At 71.4% G+C, this 17490-nt stretch carries 12 protein-coding genes; 5 read left to right on the top strand and 7 right to left on the bottom strand.

Going from position 1 to position 17490, the window contains the following annotated elements; genetic code table 11:
• Nucleotides 1-35: 35 nt before the first annotated feature.
• Nucleotides 36-629 carry a TetR/AcrR family transcriptional regulator gene (locus ACPPVO_RS32605; protein WP_426514737.1) on the bottom strand — a complete coding sequence of 198 codons (594 nt, stop codon included), beginning with the start codon at nt 627-629 and terminating at the stop codon, nt 36-38.
• 93 nt (nt 630-722) lie between these two features.
• Between ACPPVO_RS32605 and ACPPVO_RS32600 the strand changes: the two genes are divergently transcribed.
• Nucleotides 723-1565, top strand: coding sequence for an enoyl-CoA hydratase/isomerase family protein (locus ACPPVO_RS32600; RefSeq protein WP_426502378.1), 843 nt, complete (start codon nt 723-725; stop codon nt 1563-1565).
• Nucleotides 1566-1915: 350 nt separating this feature from the next.
• The gene (locus ACPPVO_RS32595) at nt 1916-3358 is read left to right on the top strand and encodes a sigma-70 family RNA polymerase sigma factor (protein WP_426502377.1); all 1443 of its coding nucleotides are present in this window, start codon (nt 1916-1918) and stop codon (nt 3356-3358) included.
• Between the two features lie 39 nt (nt 3359-3397).
• Here ACPPVO_RS32595 and ACPPVO_RS32590 read toward each other — a convergent pair whose 3' ends face one another.
• The 4 genes from ACPPVO_RS32590 to ACPPVO_RS32575 all read right to left on the bottom strand — a co-directional run bounded on the left by ACPPVO_RS32590 (nt 3398) and on the right by ACPPVO_RS32575 (nt 9833).
• The gene (locus ACPPVO_RS32590) at nt 3398-4774 is read right to left on the bottom strand and encodes an endo-1,4-beta-xylanase (RefSeq protein ID WP_426514736.1); all 1377 of its coding nucleotides are present in this window, start codon (nt 4772-4774) and stop codon (nt 3398-3400) included.
• Nucleotides 4775-5153: 379 nt separating this feature from the next.
• A complete protein-coding gene (locus tag ACPPVO_RS32585; RefSeq protein WP_426502376.1) occupies nt 5154-6632 on the bottom strand; it encodes an arabinofuranosidase catalytic domain-containing protein in 1479 nt (492 codons plus the stop codon).
• Nucleotides 6633-6705: 73 nt separating this feature from the next.
• Nucleotides 6706-8328, bottom strand: a complete 1623-nt coding sequence (locus ACPPVO_RS32580; RefSeq protein WP_426502375.1) for a glycoside hydrolase family 27 protein — start codon at nt 8326-8328, stop codon at nt 6706-6708.
• Between the two features lie 29 nt (nt 8329-8357).
• On the bottom strand, nt 8358-9833 hold the full coding sequence (locus ACPPVO_RS32575; protein ID WP_426502374.1) for a lectin: 1476 nt from the start codon (nt 9831-9833) through the stop codon (nt 8358-8360).
• Nucleotides 9834-10114: 281 nt separating this feature from the next.
• Here ACPPVO_RS32575 and ACPPVO_RS32570 point away from each other — a divergent pair, with 281 nt between their 5' ends.
• Nucleotides 10115-11215 carry a ricin-type beta-trefoil lectin domain protein gene (locus ACPPVO_RS32570; RefSeq protein ID WP_426502373.1) on the top strand — a complete coding sequence of 367 codons (1101 nt, stop codon included), beginning with the start codon at nt 10115-10117 and terminating at the stop codon, nt 11213-11215.
• Between the two features lie 19 nt (nt 11216-11234).
• Here ACPPVO_RS32570 and ACPPVO_RS32565 read toward each other — a convergent pair whose 3' ends face one another.
• The gene (locus ACPPVO_RS32565; RefSeq protein WP_426502372.1) at nt 11235-12197 is read right to left on the bottom strand and encodes a PaaX family transcriptional regulator C-terminal domain-containing protein; all 963 of its coding nucleotides are present in this window, start codon (nt 12195-12197) and stop codon (nt 11235-11237) included.
• Between the two features lie 162 nt (nt 12198-12359).
• Between ACPPVO_RS32565 and ACPPVO_RS32560 the strand changes: the two genes are divergently transcribed.
• A complete protein-coding gene (locus ACPPVO_RS32560; RefSeq protein WP_426502371.1) occupies nt 12360-13697 on the top strand; it encodes an extracellular catalytic domain type 1 short-chain-length polyhydroxyalkanoate depolymerase in 1338 nt (445 codons plus the stop codon).
• A gap of 55 nt (nt 13698-13752) precedes the next feature.
• Here ACPPVO_RS32560 and ACPPVO_RS32555 read toward each other — a convergent pair whose 3' ends face one another.
• On the bottom strand, nt 13753-15504 hold the full coding sequence (locus tag ACPPVO_RS32555) for a family 43 glycosylhydrolase (protein ID WP_426514735.1): 1752 nt from the start codon (nt 15502-15504) through the stop codon (nt 13753-13755).
• A gap of 378 nt (nt 15505-15882) precedes the next feature.
• Here ACPPVO_RS32555 and ACPPVO_RS32550 point away from each other — a divergent pair, with 378 nt between their 5' ends.
• Nucleotides 15883-17325, top strand: coding sequence for a non-reducing end alpha-L-arabinofuranosidase family hydrolase (locus ACPPVO_RS32550; protein WP_426502370.1), 1443 nt, complete (start codon nt 15883-15885; stop codon nt 17323-17325).
• Nucleotides 17326-17490: the final 165 nt, after the last annotated feature.

Genomic DNA, 17490 nt, shown 5'->3' with positions numbered 1-17490 from the left:
CTGGGTGTAGTCGCGGATCAGGGCATGGCCGCCGGCTACATACCCCCGCGGCCGTCCTGGGTGGGCGCGCCGGGGCGGGTCAGCAGGCCCTCCATCAGCAGGCTCAGGTACCGGTCGCTGAGCTCGGCCGCCCCGGTCGACTGCCGGGCCGCCCACGCCATCGCGTTCGCGGTGGCCAGCAGTTCGCTCGCGGTCAGGTCGCGGCGCACCCGGCCGGACCGCTGGGCGCGCGCCAGCAGCTCCGTTGCCGCCGTGCGCAGGCCCTCGCACGAGGCGTGCAGGCGCGAGGCCGGGTCCTGCAGCGCCTCCATGACCGACGCGGGCAGGCCCTCGTACCGGGTGGAGGCGACCCCGAACCCGCGCAACCACGCGGCCAGGGCCTCGCCGGGGTCGGGCGCGTCGAGCAGCTCCACGGCCTGGGCGCGCAGTGCTTCGAAGCCCTCGCCGAGCAGGGCCTCCAGCAGTGCCTCCCGGGTGGGGAAGTGGCGGTACAGCGTGCCGATGCCCACCCCGGCCTGGCGGGCGACCTCCCGGAGCGAGGCGTCGGTGCCCTGCTCGGTGAAGACGGCCCGCGCGGCGGCGAGCAACTGGGTGTAGTTGCGCCGGGCGTCGGTGCGCATCGAGTCCATCACTCCGACATCCTTCCAGCTTGCTAAGCGGAGCGGTGCTCCAGTACATTCGGAGCAGTGCTCCGTATTATTCCATCACGGAAGGTGCCCGCCATGCCCAGGGAACTCGACGAATGGCATGCCCGTACGGGCGGCTACGTCCCGCGGCCCCGCTTCGAGTCGTACGCCGAGAAGTATGCCGACTACTTCGTGATGCAGCGCCGTGACGGGATCATCGAGCTGCGGATGCACACCGGCGGCGGACCCGCCCAGTTCGGCTTCGGCGCGCACAACGCCTGGGGTCAGGCCTGGCAGGAGATCGGCAACGACCCGGACAACGAGGTCTTGATCCTCACCGGCACCGGTGAGCACTGGCTCACGCTGCCCGTTCAGGACGGCGACGCGGCCGAGCGGACCCGCGCGCTCATGCGCGAGGCGCGCCCGGACGGGTTCGCGTACGAGCACACCTACTACGACGCGATCAAGCTGCTGGAGAACTTCGTCTTCGGGATCGACATCCCGACGATCGCCGCGATCAACGGGCCGAGCATCGCCCACACCGAGGTCGCGCTGCTGTGCGACATCACCCTGGCCGCCGAGACCGCCACCATCGTCGATCCCCATCTTCCCACCGGGGTCGCCCCGGGGGACGGCCAGCAGCTGACGCTGCAGGAACTGCTGGGCACCAAGCGGGCCGCGTACCACCTCTACACGGGCGAGCCGATCGGGGCCCGGCAGGCCCTGGAGCTCGGCCTGGTCAACGAGGTCCTGCCGGCCGGGCAGCTGCTGCCGCGCGCCTGGGCGATCGCGGAGAGCATCATGCGGAGCCCGCGCTCGGCCCGGCGGCTCACCCACGCCATCGCGCAGCGGCCCTGGAAGCGCCGGCTGGTCGACGACCTGGGCTTCGGCGTCGCCCACGAGATGTTCGGGATCTCCGCCGACCGGCTGCGCGGCTGACCCGGGCGGGCCGGGCGCCGGTCAGTCGACGGGCCGGTCGTCGGGCGCGGCCGCGCCGAGCCGGAGGGGCCGGCCGGTCCACGGTCCGGCGGGCCGGCCGGTCCACGGTCCGGCGGGCCGGCCGGTCCACGGTCCGGCGGGCCGCGTCGTGGGCGGCGAGGGCCTGGCTATCGAGCCGCGGACGGCGACCCCGAGCCGAGCGCGGGCCCGCGGCTGAACAAAGCCCGGGCCCCGGCAGTAAGCACGAAAAAATGTTATGCCACCGGTCCTGATCAAGTCGCTGTTCCGGCCGCTTGACAACATCCCGGGCGATATGCCGAGATGGACATCCGTAACAGGTCGGTGATGTATTGGGAACAAACACGGGTCAGGCCTCGCTCGTCGCCGCGGCGAAGGCCGGGGACGAGCGCGCGCTCGCCGACCTGCTCGCGGCGCACCTCCCGCTGGTGTACACGATCGTGCGCCGCGCCCTCGCCGGGCATCCGGGCGCCGTCGACGACGTCGTGCAGGAGACGATGCTGCGCGCGCTGCGCCAGCTGCCGTCGCTGCGGGAGCCGGAGAGCTTCCGGATCTGGCTGGCCGCGATCGCGGTCCGGCAGGCCGGCACCTACCTGCAGCGCGAGCGCGTCGCCGCCGGTCGCCGGGCGCCGCTGGACGTGCTGACCGACGCGCCGGACGCCGACGACTTCGAGGACCTCACGGTGCTGCGGGTGGAGCTGTCCGGGCAGCGGCGCCAGGTCGGGCAGGCCGTCGGCTGGCTGGACGCGGACGACCGGGTGCTGTGGTCGCTGTGGTGGCTGGAGATCGGCGAGGAGCTGACCCGGGCCGAGCTCGCCGCCGCGCTGCGAGTCAGCGTCGTGCACGCCGGGGTGCGGGTCCAGCGGATGCGCAACCGGCTCGAGCAGGCCCGCGTGCTCGTGGCGGCGCTCGACGCGCGGCCGCGCTGCCCGTGGCTGGACACGGTCGTCGCCGACTGGGACGGCATCCCGAGCCCGCTGTGGCGCAAGCGGATCGCCCGGCACACCCGCTCCTGCGTGGCCTGTGCGCGGGCCGCCGAGGGGATGGTCGACACCGAGCGGTTGCTCACCGGCTTTGCGCTGCTGCCGGTACCGGCTCTGCTCACCGGCGCTGTGGCGGTCCACGAGGCGGCCACCGGTACCACCGCATCGTCCTCGGTCGTCAGCGGCGCCGCGATCGGCGCGGCGAAAACGGGCTGGCCGGTCGCGAAGCTGGTCGTCGCCGGCTCCCTGGCCGCCGGGGTCGCGGTCGCGGCCCTCGCGTGGCCGCACGACGAGCCTCCGCCGCCGTCCGCGGCGCTCCCGTCCGCGGCGCCGTCGGCGTCATCGTCGTCCGCGGCCCCGCCGGCGACCCTGCACCCGGGCCCGGTCTCCCTCGAGCTGCAGAACGCGCCCGGGCGGTATCTCGGCACCGACGGCCAGCTCGGCATCCTCGTCACGGCCGACACGGCGTCGGGGCGGCAGCGGGCCACGTTCCAGGCGGTGCCGGGCCTGGCCGACGCGAACTGCTTCTCGTTCCGGGCCGCCGACGGGCAGTACCTGCGGCACGCGTCCTGGCGGCTGCGGCTGAGCCCCGGCGAGGGCTCCTCGCTGTTCCGCGGCGACGCCACCTTCTGCCCGCTCGGCACCGGCAACGGCGACGTGATGCTGGAGGCGTCGAACTACCGCGGGTACTTCATCCACCGCGACGGCGACCAGCTGTGGGTGCGGCAGGCGGACGGCACGGTGTCGTTCCACACCAACAGCACGTTCCGGATCCGGCCGGCGCTCGCGTAGCGGTGCGGCGACCGGACGGCCGCCGCACCGCGCCGAGCGTCAGCTCAGGCTGAACTTCTGGTTGGCTCCGCCCCAGCAGTCGTACAGCTGGACCTGCTGGCCGTTACCGGTGCCCCAGACGTCCAGGCAGCGCCCGGACTGCACACCGGAGATGGTGCCGTTGCTGTTGACGTTCCACTGCTGGTTGGCCTGGCCGTTGCAGCTGTAGATCTGCACGGCCGCGCCGTTGCCCGAGCCGGCGGCGTCGAGGCACATGTTGCCGTACACCTGCAGCTGCCGGCTCGACGTCAGCGTCCAGGCCTGGTTGGTCTGGCCGTTGCAGTCGTAGAGCTGCACCCGGGTGCCGTTGTTGTGCGAGGCGTTCGGCACGTCGATGCACCGGCCCGACTGGGCGCCGACGATCCGGCCCGACCCGCCGCCGCCCGTGGTGGGCGTCGGCGTCGGCGACACGGAGGCGGTCGGCGTCGGCGAGCCCGTGCTCGTCGGGTTGGCGGCGTTGAGGGCGTTGAGGACCGAGGTGTACGCGGCCTTCTTGTTGCCGCCGCCGTCAAACAGCAGCGGGCTCTCGCTGGACCGCCACGAGTCGCTGTCGCGCACGCCCCACACGGTGATGCCCACGCAGCGGGGCACGTTCATGCAGGCCTGGGTCAGCCCGGCGTACTGCGACGTCGACGCGTTCGTCACGTCGACCTCGGTCAGGGCCACGTCCACGCCCAGCGCGGCGAAGCTCGACAGGGTCGTCTGGAAGTTGCTGGGCAGTGAGCTGCCGCCGGTGAAGTGGGTCTGCAGCCCCACGCAGTCGATCGGCACGCCGCGGGACTTGAAGTCCTGGATCATGCGGTACACGCCCTGCGTCTTGGCGTACGACCAGTTCTCGATGTTGTAGTCGTTGTAGCACAGCTTCACCGACGGGTCGGCGGTGCGCGCGGTGCGGAGCGCCACCTCGATCCAGTCGTTGCCGGTGCCCTGCAGGTTCGACTGCCGGCGGCTGCCGTCCTCGTTGAACGCCTCGTTGACCACGTCCCAGTAGGCGAGCTTGCCCTTGTAGTGGCCCACGACGCCGTTGATGTGGTCGATCATCGCCTGGCGCAGGGTGGAGCCGGACAGGCTCTGCATCCACCCGGGCTGCTGCCCGTGCCACGCCAGGGTGTGGCCGCGGACCTTCATGCCGCGCTGGGTGGCCCAGTTGTAGATCTGGTCACCGGCGCTGAAGTTGAACTGGCCCCGCTGGGGCTCGGTCGCGTCGGGCTTCATCTCGTTCTCGGCGGTCACCATGTTGAACTCGCGCCCGGCGATGGTGGTGTACGTCGAGTCGCCGAGCCGGCCCGCCGCGATCGCGGTGCCGAAGTAGCGTCCCGACTGCGCGGCCGCGGCCCCGAGGGTGCTCGCCGCGGCGCTCGCGTCCGGGATCATCATCACCACGCCCGCGGCGGCGACGGCGGCGACGGCCCCGCCGATCACCGCCTTGACTCGCCATGATCGTCTCAAGATGGGCCTCCTTCTGGGTTCGGCGCCGGGCCACGTCCACGCCGCACGCGGCCGGCGGGAGCGCGGCCGCGCATACAGAAGGGGTGTCGGTGGGCTCGCAGGGCCCAGCGCCGAAGAACGGTGGGCTTCAATGCCACGCCATGCTGACACGGGTGCCCGCGGCGAGCAAGACTTTCCGGAATACTTTCGGAACGACTCCGGCCCACCCTGCCCGGCGTGTCGGTGGGGCCGTGGCAGTTCAGTAGGCGTGGGCCGGAGCCGTCCGTTCCGGAAGTTTCGAAGCGCTTACCGTGAAAATTTCGGCGGTTCAGCGGTAGCCGGCGGCCACGATGTTGGCCTGCACCGCGTTCTCGGTGGCGTCGGACGGGTACCCGGCGACCATGGCGCCCTCGTAGAACGTGCCGGCGCTGAGGTTCGCCCCGCCACCCGGCTTGCAGCAGTCGCCGCCGCTGCCCAGGATGATGGCGCCCTGCTTCTTCATCGGGCTGTACCCGCCGGGAAGCCCGCCGTCCCACAGGGTGTACAGGCTCCCGGACTGGGCGTTGCTGCCCTTCATGGCGAAGCGGGAGGTGCCGTTGTTCTTCAGCGTGGCCGTCACGAACTTGCTGGTGAAGGCCCGCTGGTTGGAGTTCCAGGCCTGGCTGCCCCCGGGGTACAGGCCCCACTCGAGGTCGGCCTGCACCCACGGGCCGGTGCCGGAGCACCCGCCGAACCAGCACTGGGTGCCGAAGTTGATCGCGTCCATGGCTCCGGCGGCGTCGGCCTTGCGGGTCGTCTCGCTGTTGCCGTAGTCGAAGCAGCAGCCGTTGTTGACGTGCGTGCCCGACGTGACCATGTACATGCCCTCAGGCGCCGAGCCGGTCGGCACCCCCGTGAGGTGCCCGTCGCGCCAGTAGCTGTTGCCGGGGTTGATGTACAGCGAATAGGCCTTGCTCCCGCCGACGGTCAGCGCCTCGGACGTGGCCCGCGCGGGGCTGCTCTGGCTGGAGCCGGGCACGACCGCGGAGCCCTGGTACCACAGGTCGTTGCCGTGGCCGGACTGGTCGTAGACCACCGTGATCACGCAGGTGGTACCGGCGCAGAACGCGTCCTGGGCGGCGGCGTCGGCCGAACCGCCGGCGCTGCCCACGGCGATGTCGCGGGTCGCGCTGTCCGACGCCCGGCGGACCTGGTAGAGCCTTCCGGCGTAGGCCTGCAGCAGCGCCCGCGTCGTGCTGTGCGCGGCGACGCACGGCGTGCCCCCGGCGGCGTAGAGGTCGCAGGGGCCCGAGCCGGACGGCGGTGGAGGCGTCGCCGACTGGCTCCACCGCTGGTTCGCCCCGCCGTTGCAGCTCCAGAGGATGAGCTTCGTGCCGTTGGCGGTGCCGGCCCCGTTGGCGTCCAGGCACAGCCCCGACTGCACCCCGGTGATGGTGCCGCTGCTGTTGACCGTCCACTGCTGGTTGGTCTGGCCGTTGCAGTCCCAGATGATGACCGCCGTGCCGTTGGTGGTGCCGCGGCCGTTCGCGTCCAGGCACTTGGTGCCGTACACCTGGAACTGTCCGGCGGCGGTATAGGTCCACGACTGGTTGGCCTGGCCGCTGCAGTCCCACAGCTGCAGCTGGGTGCCGTTGGTGGTGGCGGAGTTCGGCACGTCGATGCAGCGCCCGGACTGCTGCCCGACGATGGGCGCGGCCGTGGCGGCCGACGCGGCGCCGGCGGTCAGCGTCACGCCGGCGACGGCGAGGGCGGTGGCGACCAGCACGGCGAGTGCGGGCCGCCAACGCGGCGGAGCGAATTGGAGCATGGCGGTCCTCCGGTGGTAGTGGGGGGTGGGGCGTGGCGGGCGGCGGCGGGCCGCCCGCCACGCGGATCGATGGTCAGGAGCGCGACCACCGCTGGTTGGCGGCGCCCGTGCACGTCCACAGCTGCACGAGCGTGTTGTTGGCGGTGCCGGCCCCCGACACGTCGAGGCACAGCCCGGACTGCGCGCCGGTGATGGTGCCGTTGCTGTTGATGTTCCACTGCTGGTTGGTCTGGCCGTTGCAGTCCCAGATCTCCACCTTGGTGCCCGGCGAGGTCTGGTTGTTGTAGGCGTCGAGGCACTTGCCGAGGACCTGCAACTGGTTGCCGGCGGTGGCGGTCCACTGCTGGTTCGCCCCGCCGTTGCAGTCCCAGATCACCAGCTGCACCCCGTTGGTGGTGCTGCTGTTGGGATCGTCGAGGCAGCGGTTGGACGCGGCGCCGCGGATCACGGCCGTGGTGCCGCCGCCGGGGTTGCCGGTCGTACCGCCGGAGACGCGGTACATGACCACGCCGTGCCCGGGCACGCTCGCCGAGATCGTGCCGGTGGTGCTGCTGGTGGCCCCGCTCCACAGGTCGTTGAGCGTGTAGCTGGACGCGCCGGTCTTGCCGATCGCCGCGGCCGTGGTGCTGATGGTCGCGGTGCCGCTGTTCTCGTTGAACAGCACGACGGAGACGTCGCCGTTGGTCAGCGGCTTGGCCAGCACGTCGAGGCCGCCGGAGGAGCTCACCATCCGGCCCTGCTTGCCGGCCGGGTCCTGGTCGACCGCGATCACCGCCTTGTTGCCGAGGATCGACAGCGTGGTGGCGCTCGCGTTGACCAGGTTGTTGCCGGCCAGCAGCGGCGCGGCCATCTCGGCCCAGAGGCTGAAGTGGGCCCGGTCCTCGGTGGCGGACATGCCGTTGCCGACCTCGAGCATGTCCGGGTCGTTCCACTGCCCGGGCCCGGCGTAGGCGGCCAGCCCCACGTTCTGGTGGAAGATGTTGAGCATGCTGCCGAAGTTGGCCTGGATGTCGCCGGTGGTGCGCCACAGGTTGCCGACGGGTGCGGCCCAGGTCCACGGCGCGTTGACGCCCCACTCGCAGATGCTGTACACGATCGGGCGCCCGGTTGCGGCCAGGGCGTCGCGCATCGCCGAGTAGCGCGCGATGTACTGCTGCGTGGTGGAGCTGCCGTTGTTACTGCAGTTGTCGTACTTGAGGTAGTCCACGCCCCAGGCCGCGAACGAGCGCGCGTCCTGCGTCTCGTGGCCGAGGCTGCCGGGGTACCCGGCACACGTGAGCGTGCCGGCGTCCTCGTAGATGCCCAGCTTCAGGCCCTTGCCGTGCACGTACGCCGCGGTGCCCGAGATGCCGTCGGGGAACTTGGCGAAGTCGGGCTGCAGGTTGCCGGCCCCGTCGCGGCTGTGCTGCATCCAGCAGTCGTCGATGTTCACGTACTGGTAGCCGGCCGCGGCCAGCCCCGACGACACGATCCGGTCGGCGGTCTGCTTGACCAGCGTCTCGGAGACGTTGCAGCCGTAAGCGTTCCAGTCGTTCCACCCCATCGGCGGGGTGAGCGCCAGGTTGTTGGCCAGCGCGTGCGCCGGCTCGGCCGAGCGCACGCCGATGAACCAGAAGGCGGCGCCGGCCGCGAGCAGCAGCGCCACTGCGCGGGCCAGCCAGCCCCGGATGCGCGGGCGCCTGTCGTGCATGTGCATGGTGGTGTCTCCTTCTTGTCGGAGCCGCATCAGGCGCGCAGGCTCCATCGCTGGTTGGCGCCGCCGTTGCAGGACCAGAGGACGATCTTCGTGCCGTTGGCCGTCGCGGCTCCGCTGGCGTCGAGGCACAGGCCGGACTGGACGCCGGTGATGGTGCCGTCGGCGTTGACGGTCCACTGCTGGTTGGTCTGGCCGTTGCAGTCCCAGATGATCACGCTGGTGCCGTTGGTCGTGCCCCGGCCGTTGGCGTCCAGGCACTTGTTGCCGTACACCTGCAGCTGCTGTGACGCCGTGGCCGTGAAGCGCTGGTTGGCCCCGCCCCAGCAGTCGTAGAGCTGGACCTGGGCGCCGTTGGCGGTGCTCTGCCCGCTCACGTCGAGGCACCGGCCGGACTGCCCGCCGACGACCTCGACGCCGCTGGTCGGGCCGCCGGTGCCGAACGCGTAGCCGGCGGCGGTGACGCTGGCCTGCACCGCGTTCTCCGTGGCGTCGGACGGGTAGCCGGCGGTGATGGCGCCCTCGAAGAACTCGCCGACGCCGGTGTTGCTGTTGTCGCCGCCGGTGCCCAGCAGCAGGGAGCTGTCGGTCTTCATCGGTGAGTAGCCGTTGGGCAGCGGCCCGGAGAACGTGGTCGTCAGCCCGCCGGTGGTGGCGTTGCCGTACTTGAGGGTGAAGTTGCTGGTGCCGTTGTTCTTCTCCCAGGCCGAGACGAACGGGAAGTGCACGCCGGAGTTGTTCGGGTCCTTGTTGGAGCCGGTGTTGGTGTGGTACATGCCGTTCTCGAGGTCGGCCTCGACCCAGGGTCCGCTGCCGACGCAGTTGCCGAACCAGCAGGCGGTGCCCCACTCGATGGCGTTCATCGTGGCGTTGCCGGTGTCGGTGTGGGAGTTCTCGCCGCTGCCGTAGTCGAAGCAGCACCACTGGTTGACGTAGTTCGACGACGTCACCATGTAGATGCCCTCGGGCTGCGCCCCGGTCGGCGCGTTCTTCGCGTGGTCGATCCGGTAGCCGACGCCCTGGTTCACCTTGACGCCGTAGGCGCGCTGACCGCCCACCATGAGCGGCAGGGCCTTGGCGTCCGCGCCGACGTCGGCGCCGTTGGGGCCCGGGCCCTTCCAGAAGCCGCCCCAGGAGATCGGCAGGTCGTTGTGGTTGGTGCTCTGGTCGTAGATCTTCGTGATCGTGCACGACGTGTTGGCGCAGAAGGTGTCCTGCGCGGCCGCGTTGGCCACGCCGCCGGCCGCGAGCAGGCCGACGTCGGTGTAGGCGTGGTCGGAGCCCCGCTGCACCTGGTACAGCGGGCCGTTGTACGCGGCGAAGAGCGCCCGCGTCGTGCTGTGGGCGCCGATGCACGGCGTACCGCCGGAGGCGTAGATGTCACACACCTGCGGCGACGCCGCGTGGGCGCCGGTTACGGGGGCGAGCAGGGCGACCGCCCCGGCGGCAATGGCCGTCGCGGCGCCGGTCAGGGCCGCGCGGAGGCGGCGGCCGACATTCGATTCCATGACGATCGGGGTCCTCATGACGGGGGCGCCGCGCACAGCGGCGCCAGCGGCGGGCCGGTCCGCGATGTGAGCGCTCACAGAATTGGGCCGGTGATTGGGGTGTCCGACTGACGGTGCCACAATCTTTCCGCTCGTTCAAGAGCGGATTCCCGGGCCGTCCGACTCGTGTGCGGGGTCCTGCATAACATAAATTCCGGCTTGACGTTAAACGCGTACGCGCGCATTCTGACGCGGCTTTCGCAATTGGCGTATGGCAATCTCTATTGCGCAAGGAGCCGGTCGTGGGCAGAGCGGGTGGATGGATGCGGGCGGTCGCGCTCGCCGCGGTGGCCGTCGTCGTCGGTGCGGTGGTGCACGCACCCGCCGCCGCGGCCGAGTCCAACGGCGGGGTGCGGGTCATGCCGCTGGGCGACTCGATCACGGAGGGCACGCAGGTGCCGGGCGGGTACCGGATCGGGTTGTGGCAGCGGCTGGCCGCGGGCGGGTACCGGATCGACTTCGTGGGGTCCCAGTTCAACGGCCCGTCGAGCCTGGGTGATCATGATCATGAGGGGCACCCGGGGTGGCGGATCGATCAGGTCGACGCGAACATCGCCGGTTGGCTGCGGACCTCGGGCCCGCGCACGGTGTTGCTGCACCTCGGCACGAATGACGTGCTGCAGAACTACAACGTGTCGGGTGCGCCGGGCCGGTTGTCGACCCTGATCGACCACATCACGGCGGCGGCGCCGGACGCGGACGTGTTCGTGGCGACGATCATTCCGCTGGCGAACGCGGGTCAGGAGTCGGTGGTGCGCACGTTCAACGCCGCCATCCCGGGGATCGTGCAGAGCAAGGTCAACGCGGGTAAACACGTGCACCTGGTGGACATGCACAGCGTGGTGAGCACGTCCGAGCTGATCGACGGCGTGCACCCGACCGCGGGCGGCTACGACAAGATGGCCGCGGCCTGGTACAGCGCGCTGCGCTCGGTGCCCGGCAGCATCGGCACCACCGGCGGCAGCACGGCGTCCGCACTGGTCGGGGCCGCCTCCGGGCGCTGCCTGGACGTGCCGGGCGGCAACACCGGCAACGGCACCCAGCCGATCATCTGGGACTGCAACGGCAACGCCAACCAGCGCTGGACCGCCAACGGCGCGACCCTGCAGGCCCTCGGCAAGTGCCTCGACGCGCCGACGAACGCCGCGGCCGGCGCGAAGGTGCAGATCTGGGACTGCAGCGGCGGCGCCAACCAGCAGTGGAGCCTCAACGCCAACGGGACGATCAGCAGCGTCTCGTCGGGCCTGTGCCTCGACGTCTCCGGCGCCGGTACCGCCAACAACACCCCGGTGATCCTGTGGAGCTGCACGGCCTCGGCCAACCAGCGGTGGAGCCGCGCCTGAGCCGTCGCCGGCACCGGCGTCAGGGATCCTCGCCGCCGACCCCGGCGAGGATCTCGGCGACGGTGTGCGCGCCGATGCCGGACGGCGGCCCGTCGGTGTGGGCCGCCACGACCGCCCGCACGTGCTCCTCGGCGGCCCGGGCCAGGCCGTCGTAGACCGCGGCGAAGACCTCGGCGGTCGCCGCCCGCGGCCACCCGGGCGGCAGCAGGGCCAGGGGCAGGCGGGGGTCGAGCACGGCGAAGCGGCGGTACGTGTCCATCACCTCGGTGCGGGCGCGTACCGCCTCGGCACCGCCGACGGCCCCGGCGGCGATCCGCGGCAGCAACGGCCGCCAGCGCTCGGCGAACGCGTCGTAGTGCCCGGCGATGGCCGCGATGTCCCAGGCCTGGATCGGGTCGCGCCGGGCCGCCGCGCCGAGCTCGAGGTGCCGGGCGCGGAACACGGTCATCGCGCCCGGGGCCACCTCGTCGAGCTGGGCGGCGGACGGCCCGGCGAGCGCGTGCGGCGAGATCCACAGCCCGTCGTACAGGGGCGCGCAGCCCAGCCAGCGCAGCCGGCCGCGCAGGGCCCGGCGGCGGGTGCGCTCGTGCTGGGGCAGTGAGAAGGCGATGAGCGTCCACCACTCGTCCCACGGCTCGGCCCCGGCCGCCGACGACACGATCCACTGCCCGCCGGCCGAGAGCTGGCCGGCGGCGGCGGGGGCGAGCCGGTAGCGGCTGTGGCGGCCCCGGCGGGCGCCCAGCAGCACCCCGCGGCGGGCCAGCCGGCTGATCGCCGTGCGGGCCCCCGCCTCGCTCGCCCCGGCCTCGGCGAGCAGCGCGACGATGGCGGCCGACGGCAGCCAGGCGCGGGTGCGCAGCGTGTAGTCGGCCAGCAGCGTCACGGCCAGGCCCTGCGGGGCCGGCCCCGACTGCCGCCGGGGGAGCCGGACGGGGGCGTCGTCGTCCGGGAAGATCTCTTCGATGTCGAAGGCGTCGGCCAACTGGTGCTCCGGCGGGTCGGGTCGGTCGGGTGCGTGGACTCTATCCGACGTGATCGAGGTCATTCGATTGACACTTCCATGCCCCGCGAGCACACTTTGTGCCACGTGACGGTTGGGAGCCGCGCCGATTTCCGTTCGACCAGGCATCGAAGGAGCAGGCGCATGAACTTGGCACGGAAAATCCTGCTCGGCCCGGCGGTACTGCTCGCCGTGGCCGGGCTGACCCTCGTGGCGTTGCGGCCCGCATACGCCGCGACGCTGAGCGAGGTCACGAACTTCGGCTCGAACCCGGGCGGCATGCGGATGCATGTGTACGTGCCGGACGCCCGTCCCGCGAACCCGGCGATCGTGGTCGCCATGCACGGGTGCGGCGGATCGGGCCCCGGCTTCTACTCGGGCAGCGAGTTCGCCGGCCTCGCCGACCGGTACGGATTCATCGTCATCTACCCGACCGCGACCCAGCAGGCCGGCTTCGGCAACTGCTTCGACACCTGGTCCGATGCGGCCAAGCGGCGCGGCGGCGGCAGCGACCCGGTCTCGATCGTGTCGATGGTGACGTACGTGCAGCGGCAGTACGGCGGTGACCCGAACCGGGTGTACGCCACGGGCAGTTCCTCCGGCGGCATGATGACCAACGAGATGCTGGCGCTCTACCCGGACGTGTTCAAGGCCGGCGCGGCGTTCATGGGTGTGCCGTTCGGCTGCTTCGCGGGCGCCGCGGACTACCCGCCCGGCACCAGCCGCTGCACCGGCGGGAGCATGGACCGCACGCCGCAGCAGTGGGGCGACGCGGTACGCCAGGCCTATCCCGGCTACACCGGGCCGCGGCCGCGCGTCCAGCTGTGGCACGGCACCAGCGACACGCTCGTGCCGTACCAGCTGCTGCAGGAGGAGATCGAGCAGTGGACCGACGTGCTCGGCCTGAGCCAGACACCCACGGCCACCGACACCCCGCAGGCGGGCTGGAACCGGCGCCGCTACGGCACCGGCCAGGTCGAGGCGTACAGCATCCAGGGCGCCGGGCACAGCCTGCCGTCGAGCGGGATGGCCGCGGCCGCCATCGCGTTCTTCGGCCTGAACGGCACCGTACCCACCGATAGCGCCTCCCCGAGCCGGAGCCCGAGCGCGAGCCCGAGCCCGAGCGCGAGCGCGTCCGCCTCGTCCAGCCCGCCCCCGGCCGGGGGCGGGTGCCGCGTCACGGACACCGTCAACGCCTGGAACACCGGCCTGACCGAGAGCATCACCATCACCAACACCGGCACCACCGCGATCAACGGCTGGGCGCTGGCCTTCACGCTGCCGGCCGGCCAGAGCATCACCTCGGGCTGGAACGCGCAGTTCAGCCCGGCCAGCGGTTCGGTGACCGCGCGGAACATGAGCTACAACGGGGTACTCCCGGCCGGCGGGTCGACGACGATCGGCTTCCAGGCCACCCACACCGGCAACACCGCCCGCCCGGCGGCGTTCGCCCTCAACGGCACGGCCTGCGCCGCCGGCTGAGCCCGGCGGACCGTTCCCGGCCGCGGCACGTCCGCCGCGGCCGGGAACGGTGTGCCTACTGCAGGGAGGCGTCGTCGAGGTACAGGCCGTCGGTGCCGGCGGCCGTCTCGACGTAGAGGGTGGCGCCGGTCAGCGTGCCCGTCCACGACACGGTCGCGGTACCCGACAGCTGGGTCCAGCCGTTGGCGTTGACCGTGGCGGCCGGCGTCAGCTGCACGTAGTTGGTCGTGCCGTTCGCGGTGACGGCGAGGGTCACCTTCGCGCTCGGGGTGCCGCTCTGCGAACGGACCCAGACGCTCGTCGCGTAGCTGTGCCCGTTGGTCAGCTTCGACGTCACGTCCTGGGCCGGGCCGTTCCACGACGCCGTGCGGCCGGTGAGCAGCAGCGACTGGCTGCCGCCGTGGGCGACGGTGCTGCCGGCGAGCGTGCCGGCGCCGAACACCGTCCAGCCGCTCGGGCCGCCCTCCATGGTGCCGTTGGCGAGCAGGTTGCCGCCGCCGTCACCGCCGGTGCCCGTGAACTGCCACCAGTTGACGTTGAAGAGGTTGCCGGAGCCGCCGGTGTACTTGAAGTACAGGTCGTGGGTGCCGGTCGCGCCGCTGACCGGGCACGTCACGGTGGCCCAGGTCTGCCAGCCGCCGGTGCCGGCCACCGTGCACGTGCCGGCCAGGGTGCCGTTGACGCCGTCGAGGTGCAGCTCGATGCGCCCGCCGCTGGTCGCCGACGCGACCCGGGCGGTGAACGTGGTCGCGCCCGCGCCGAAGGCGACCCCCTTGACCTTGATGTTGTCGCCGTTCTCGATCCAGCCCACGTTCATGCCGCCCTCGCTGGACGGCTCGGTCTCCACGCCGTTCTCCCAGGCGATGGTCTCGGCCTCCTGGCGCACGTACGGGTTGAGCGGGCTCACCTGCGGCGCCCCGGTCGTGGACATGGACAGGGCCGGGATCGTGCCGTCGGCGTTGTAGCTGAACTTCTCCACGGCCACCGAGCGGGTGTAGCCGCTGCCGCCGGGCAGGGCGCCGTTGTGGTAGAAGAAGTACGAGCCGCCGTTGAAGTCGACGACGCCCGGATGGTTCGTGAAGCTGGCGCCCTGGCTCGCCATGACCGTGCCGCGGAAGGTCCACGGCCCGGTCGGGCCGGTCGCCGTGGAGTAGGCGATGTACTCCGAGCAGCACCGGGCGGCGAACACGTTGTAGTACAGGCCGTTGCGCTTGTAGACCCAGGGGCCCTCCTCGAACAGCGTCGGCCGGCTCGCGTTGCCGGTGCGGGTGCCGAAGCCGGCCGTGGTGAGCGGGATCTGGGCCGGGCTGCCGTTCGTCGAGATCATGTCGGCGTTCAGCTTCACGTACCACAGGTGCGGGTTGCCGTAGTACAGGTACGCCTGGCCGTCGTCGTCGATGAAGACCGTCGGGTCGATCTCGGAGTTCTGGATGAGCGGCCGGCCCAGGGCGTCGTGGAAGGGCCCGGTGGGGCTGTCGGCGACCCCCACGCCGATCGCCTGGGCGCCGTTGGCCATCCGCACCGGGACGTACCAGTAGAACTTCCCGTTGCGGTACACGGTCTGCCCGGCCCACGCGTCCGAGCTCGCCCAGCTGAACGTGGACAGGCTCATCGGCGAGCCGTGGTCGGTCCAGTTCACCATGTCGGCCGAGGACCAGACCCGCCAGTCGCGCATGGTGTAGTTCGTCGACCCGTCCTCGTCGTGCCCGGTGTACAGGTAGACCCGCCCGTTGTACACCAGCGGCGCCGGATCGGCGGTGTAGATGGTCTGCACGATCGGGTTGTCGGCCCGGGCCGCGGCCGGCATGAGCGCCGCCGCGCACAGCAGGGCGACCGCCGCGGTCAGCGCCCGCAAGAGGTCGGGGCGTCGTCGTCGCAGGATCGAGCGTTTCACATAGCCTCCCGGCATCGGTGGTGCATTGGGCATTCAGGAGTGTGCATCCGAAATTCCCGGTAATCAGGACCGACCAGTTGTCCGGCGCCGGCATAACAGGTTTTTCGTGGCGTCGCGATACCGGCGGTCACGAGCCCCGCGGCACCCTGCGTGCGGGCCAGGCCTGCACCGGAGAAAGTTTCACGGCGCGCCGGTGGGCCGGCCGCCCGGGCCCGATCCGACCCTTGACGCGAAAACTGTGAGCGGTCACATTCGCGAATGTAGTTCTCTCCCGCGTGACTGGAGGCTTTGATGAAGTTCCCTCGCACCCGGACCCGGGTGGTGGCCGCGGCCTGCACGGCCGGGCTCACCGTGGCCTGGGCCGCCACGGTGCTGACCGCGAACGCCGCCCAGGCCGCCGCCGGCTGCCGCGTCGACTACACCGTCGCCAGCTCCTGGCCCGGCGGCTTCAACGCCAACGTCACGGTCACCAACTTCGGCGAGGCGGTCAACGGCTGGCGGCTCACCTGGACGTTCGGCGCCGGGCAGGGCATCACCCAGCTGTGGAACGGCACGGTCACCCAGTCCGGCGCCCAGGTCACGGTCGTCAACGCCGGGTACAACGGCAGCATCCCCACCAACGGCACGGCCGCCTTCGGGTTCAACGGCTCGTGGAACGGCACCAACCCGGTCCCGGCCGACTTCGCGCTGAACGGCACCGCGTGCAACGGCCCGACCGGCAGCCCGTCGAGCGGCCCCTCGAGCAGCCCGCCGAGCAGCCCGCCCGTCAGCCCGTCCAGCAGCCCGCCCGTCAGCCCGTCCAGCAGCCCGAGCAGCCCCTCCCAGTCGTGCACCCTGCCGTCGTCGTACCGCTGGTCGTCGACCGGCGCGCTGGCGACCCCGCAGTCCGGGTGGGCGTCGCTGAAGGACTTCACGAACGTCGTCTACAACGGCAAGCACCTCGTCTACGCCACCACGCACGACAACGGCTCGGCGTGGGGGTCGATGAACTTCGGCCTCTTCAACGACTGGCCCGACATGGCCTCGGCGAGCCAGAACAAGATGTCGTTCGGTACCGTCGCGCCCACGCTGTTCTACTTCGCGCCGAAGAACATCTGGGTGCTGACCTACCAGTGGGGCGGGGCGTCGTTCAACTACCGCACGTCCAGCGATCCGTCCAACGCGAACGGATGGTCGGCGGCGCAGACGCTGTTCACCGGCACCATCTCCGGCTCCGGCACCGGCCCCATCGACCAGACCATCATCGGTGACGGCTCGAACATGTACCTGTTCTTCGCCGGCGACAACGGCAAGATCTACCGGGCGAGCATGCCGATCGGGAACTTCCCGGGCAGCTTCGGTTCCTCGTACACCCAGATCATGAGCGACTCGACGAACAACCTGTTCGAGGCGGTGCAGGTCTACAAGGTCAAGGGCCAGAACCAGTACCTCATGCTCGTCGAGGCCATCGGCGCCAACGGCCGCTACTTCCGCTCCTTCACGTCCTCGAGCCTGGGCGGCTCCTGGACGCCGCAGGCCGCGTCGGAGAGCAACCCGTTCGCGGGCAAGGCCAACAGCGGCGCGTCGTGGACCAACGACATCAGCCACGGCGACCTGGTGCGTACCAACCCGGACCAGACCATGACCGTGGACCCGTGCAACCTGCAGCTGCTGTACCAGGGCCGGGCCACCAACTCCGGTGGCGACTACGGCCTGCTGCCCTACCGACCGGGGGTGCTGACCTTGCGACGTTAGACGGGTTCGAGGTGACCGGTGGTCGTGGGCGACCGGCCCACGGCCACCGGCCTCGTGGGGTGAGCGCTCACATCGATACCTATTGAGTCCGCGAAAACGTTATGCGTCGACGGGACATTGAGTCGGTCTGGCATCGGCACCGACCGACGCCGATGATTGTTAGCG

Source organism: Dactylosporangium sp. McL0621 (assembly GCF_049995355.1).
In the GTDB taxonomy this organism is placed as follows: Bacteria; Actinomycetota; Actinomycetes; order Mycobacteriales; family Micromonosporaceae; genus Dactylosporangium.
Note: the sequence above shows the minus strand (reverse complement) of the source record. Positions and strands in the feature narration are given on the sequence as shown.

Coding starts and splice junctions, on each gene's coding strand:
- ACPPVO_RS32580 (WP_426502375.1), bottom strand. CDS start 8,328: ATGCACATGCACGACAGGCGCCCGCGCATCCGGGGCTGGCTGGCCCGC.
- ACPPVO_RS32550 (WP_426502370.1), top strand. CDS start 15,883: ATGAAGTTCCCTCGCACCCGGACCCGGGTGGTGGCCGCGGCCTGCACG.
- ACPPVO_RS32600 (WP_426502378.1), top strand. CDS start 723: ATGCCCAGGGAACTCGACGAATGGCATGCCCGTACGGGCGGCTACGTC.
- ACPPVO_RS32560 (WP_426502371.1), top strand. CDS start 12,360: ATGAACTTGGCACGGAAAATCCTGCTCGGCCCGGCGGTACTGCTCGCC.
- ACPPVO_RS32555 (WP_426514735.1), bottom strand. CDS start 15,504: ATGCCGGCCGCGGCCCGGGCCGACAACCCGATCGTGCAGACCATCTAC.
- ACPPVO_RS32585 (WP_426502376.1), bottom strand. CDS start 6,632: ATGCTCCAATTCGCTCCGCCGCGTTGGCGGCCCGCACTCGCCGTGCTG.
- ACPPVO_RS32575 (WP_426502374.1), bottom strand. CDS start 9,833: ATGGAATCGAATGTCGGCCGCCGCCTCCGCGCGGCCCTGACCGGCGCC.
- ACPPVO_RS32605 (WP_426514737.1), bottom strand. CDS start 629: ATGGACTCGATGCGCACCGACGCCCGGCGCAACTACACCCAGTTGCTC.
- ACPPVO_RS32590 (WP_426514736.1), bottom strand. CDS start 4,774: ATGATGATCCCGGACGCGAGCGCCGCGGCGAGCACCCTCGGGGCCGCG.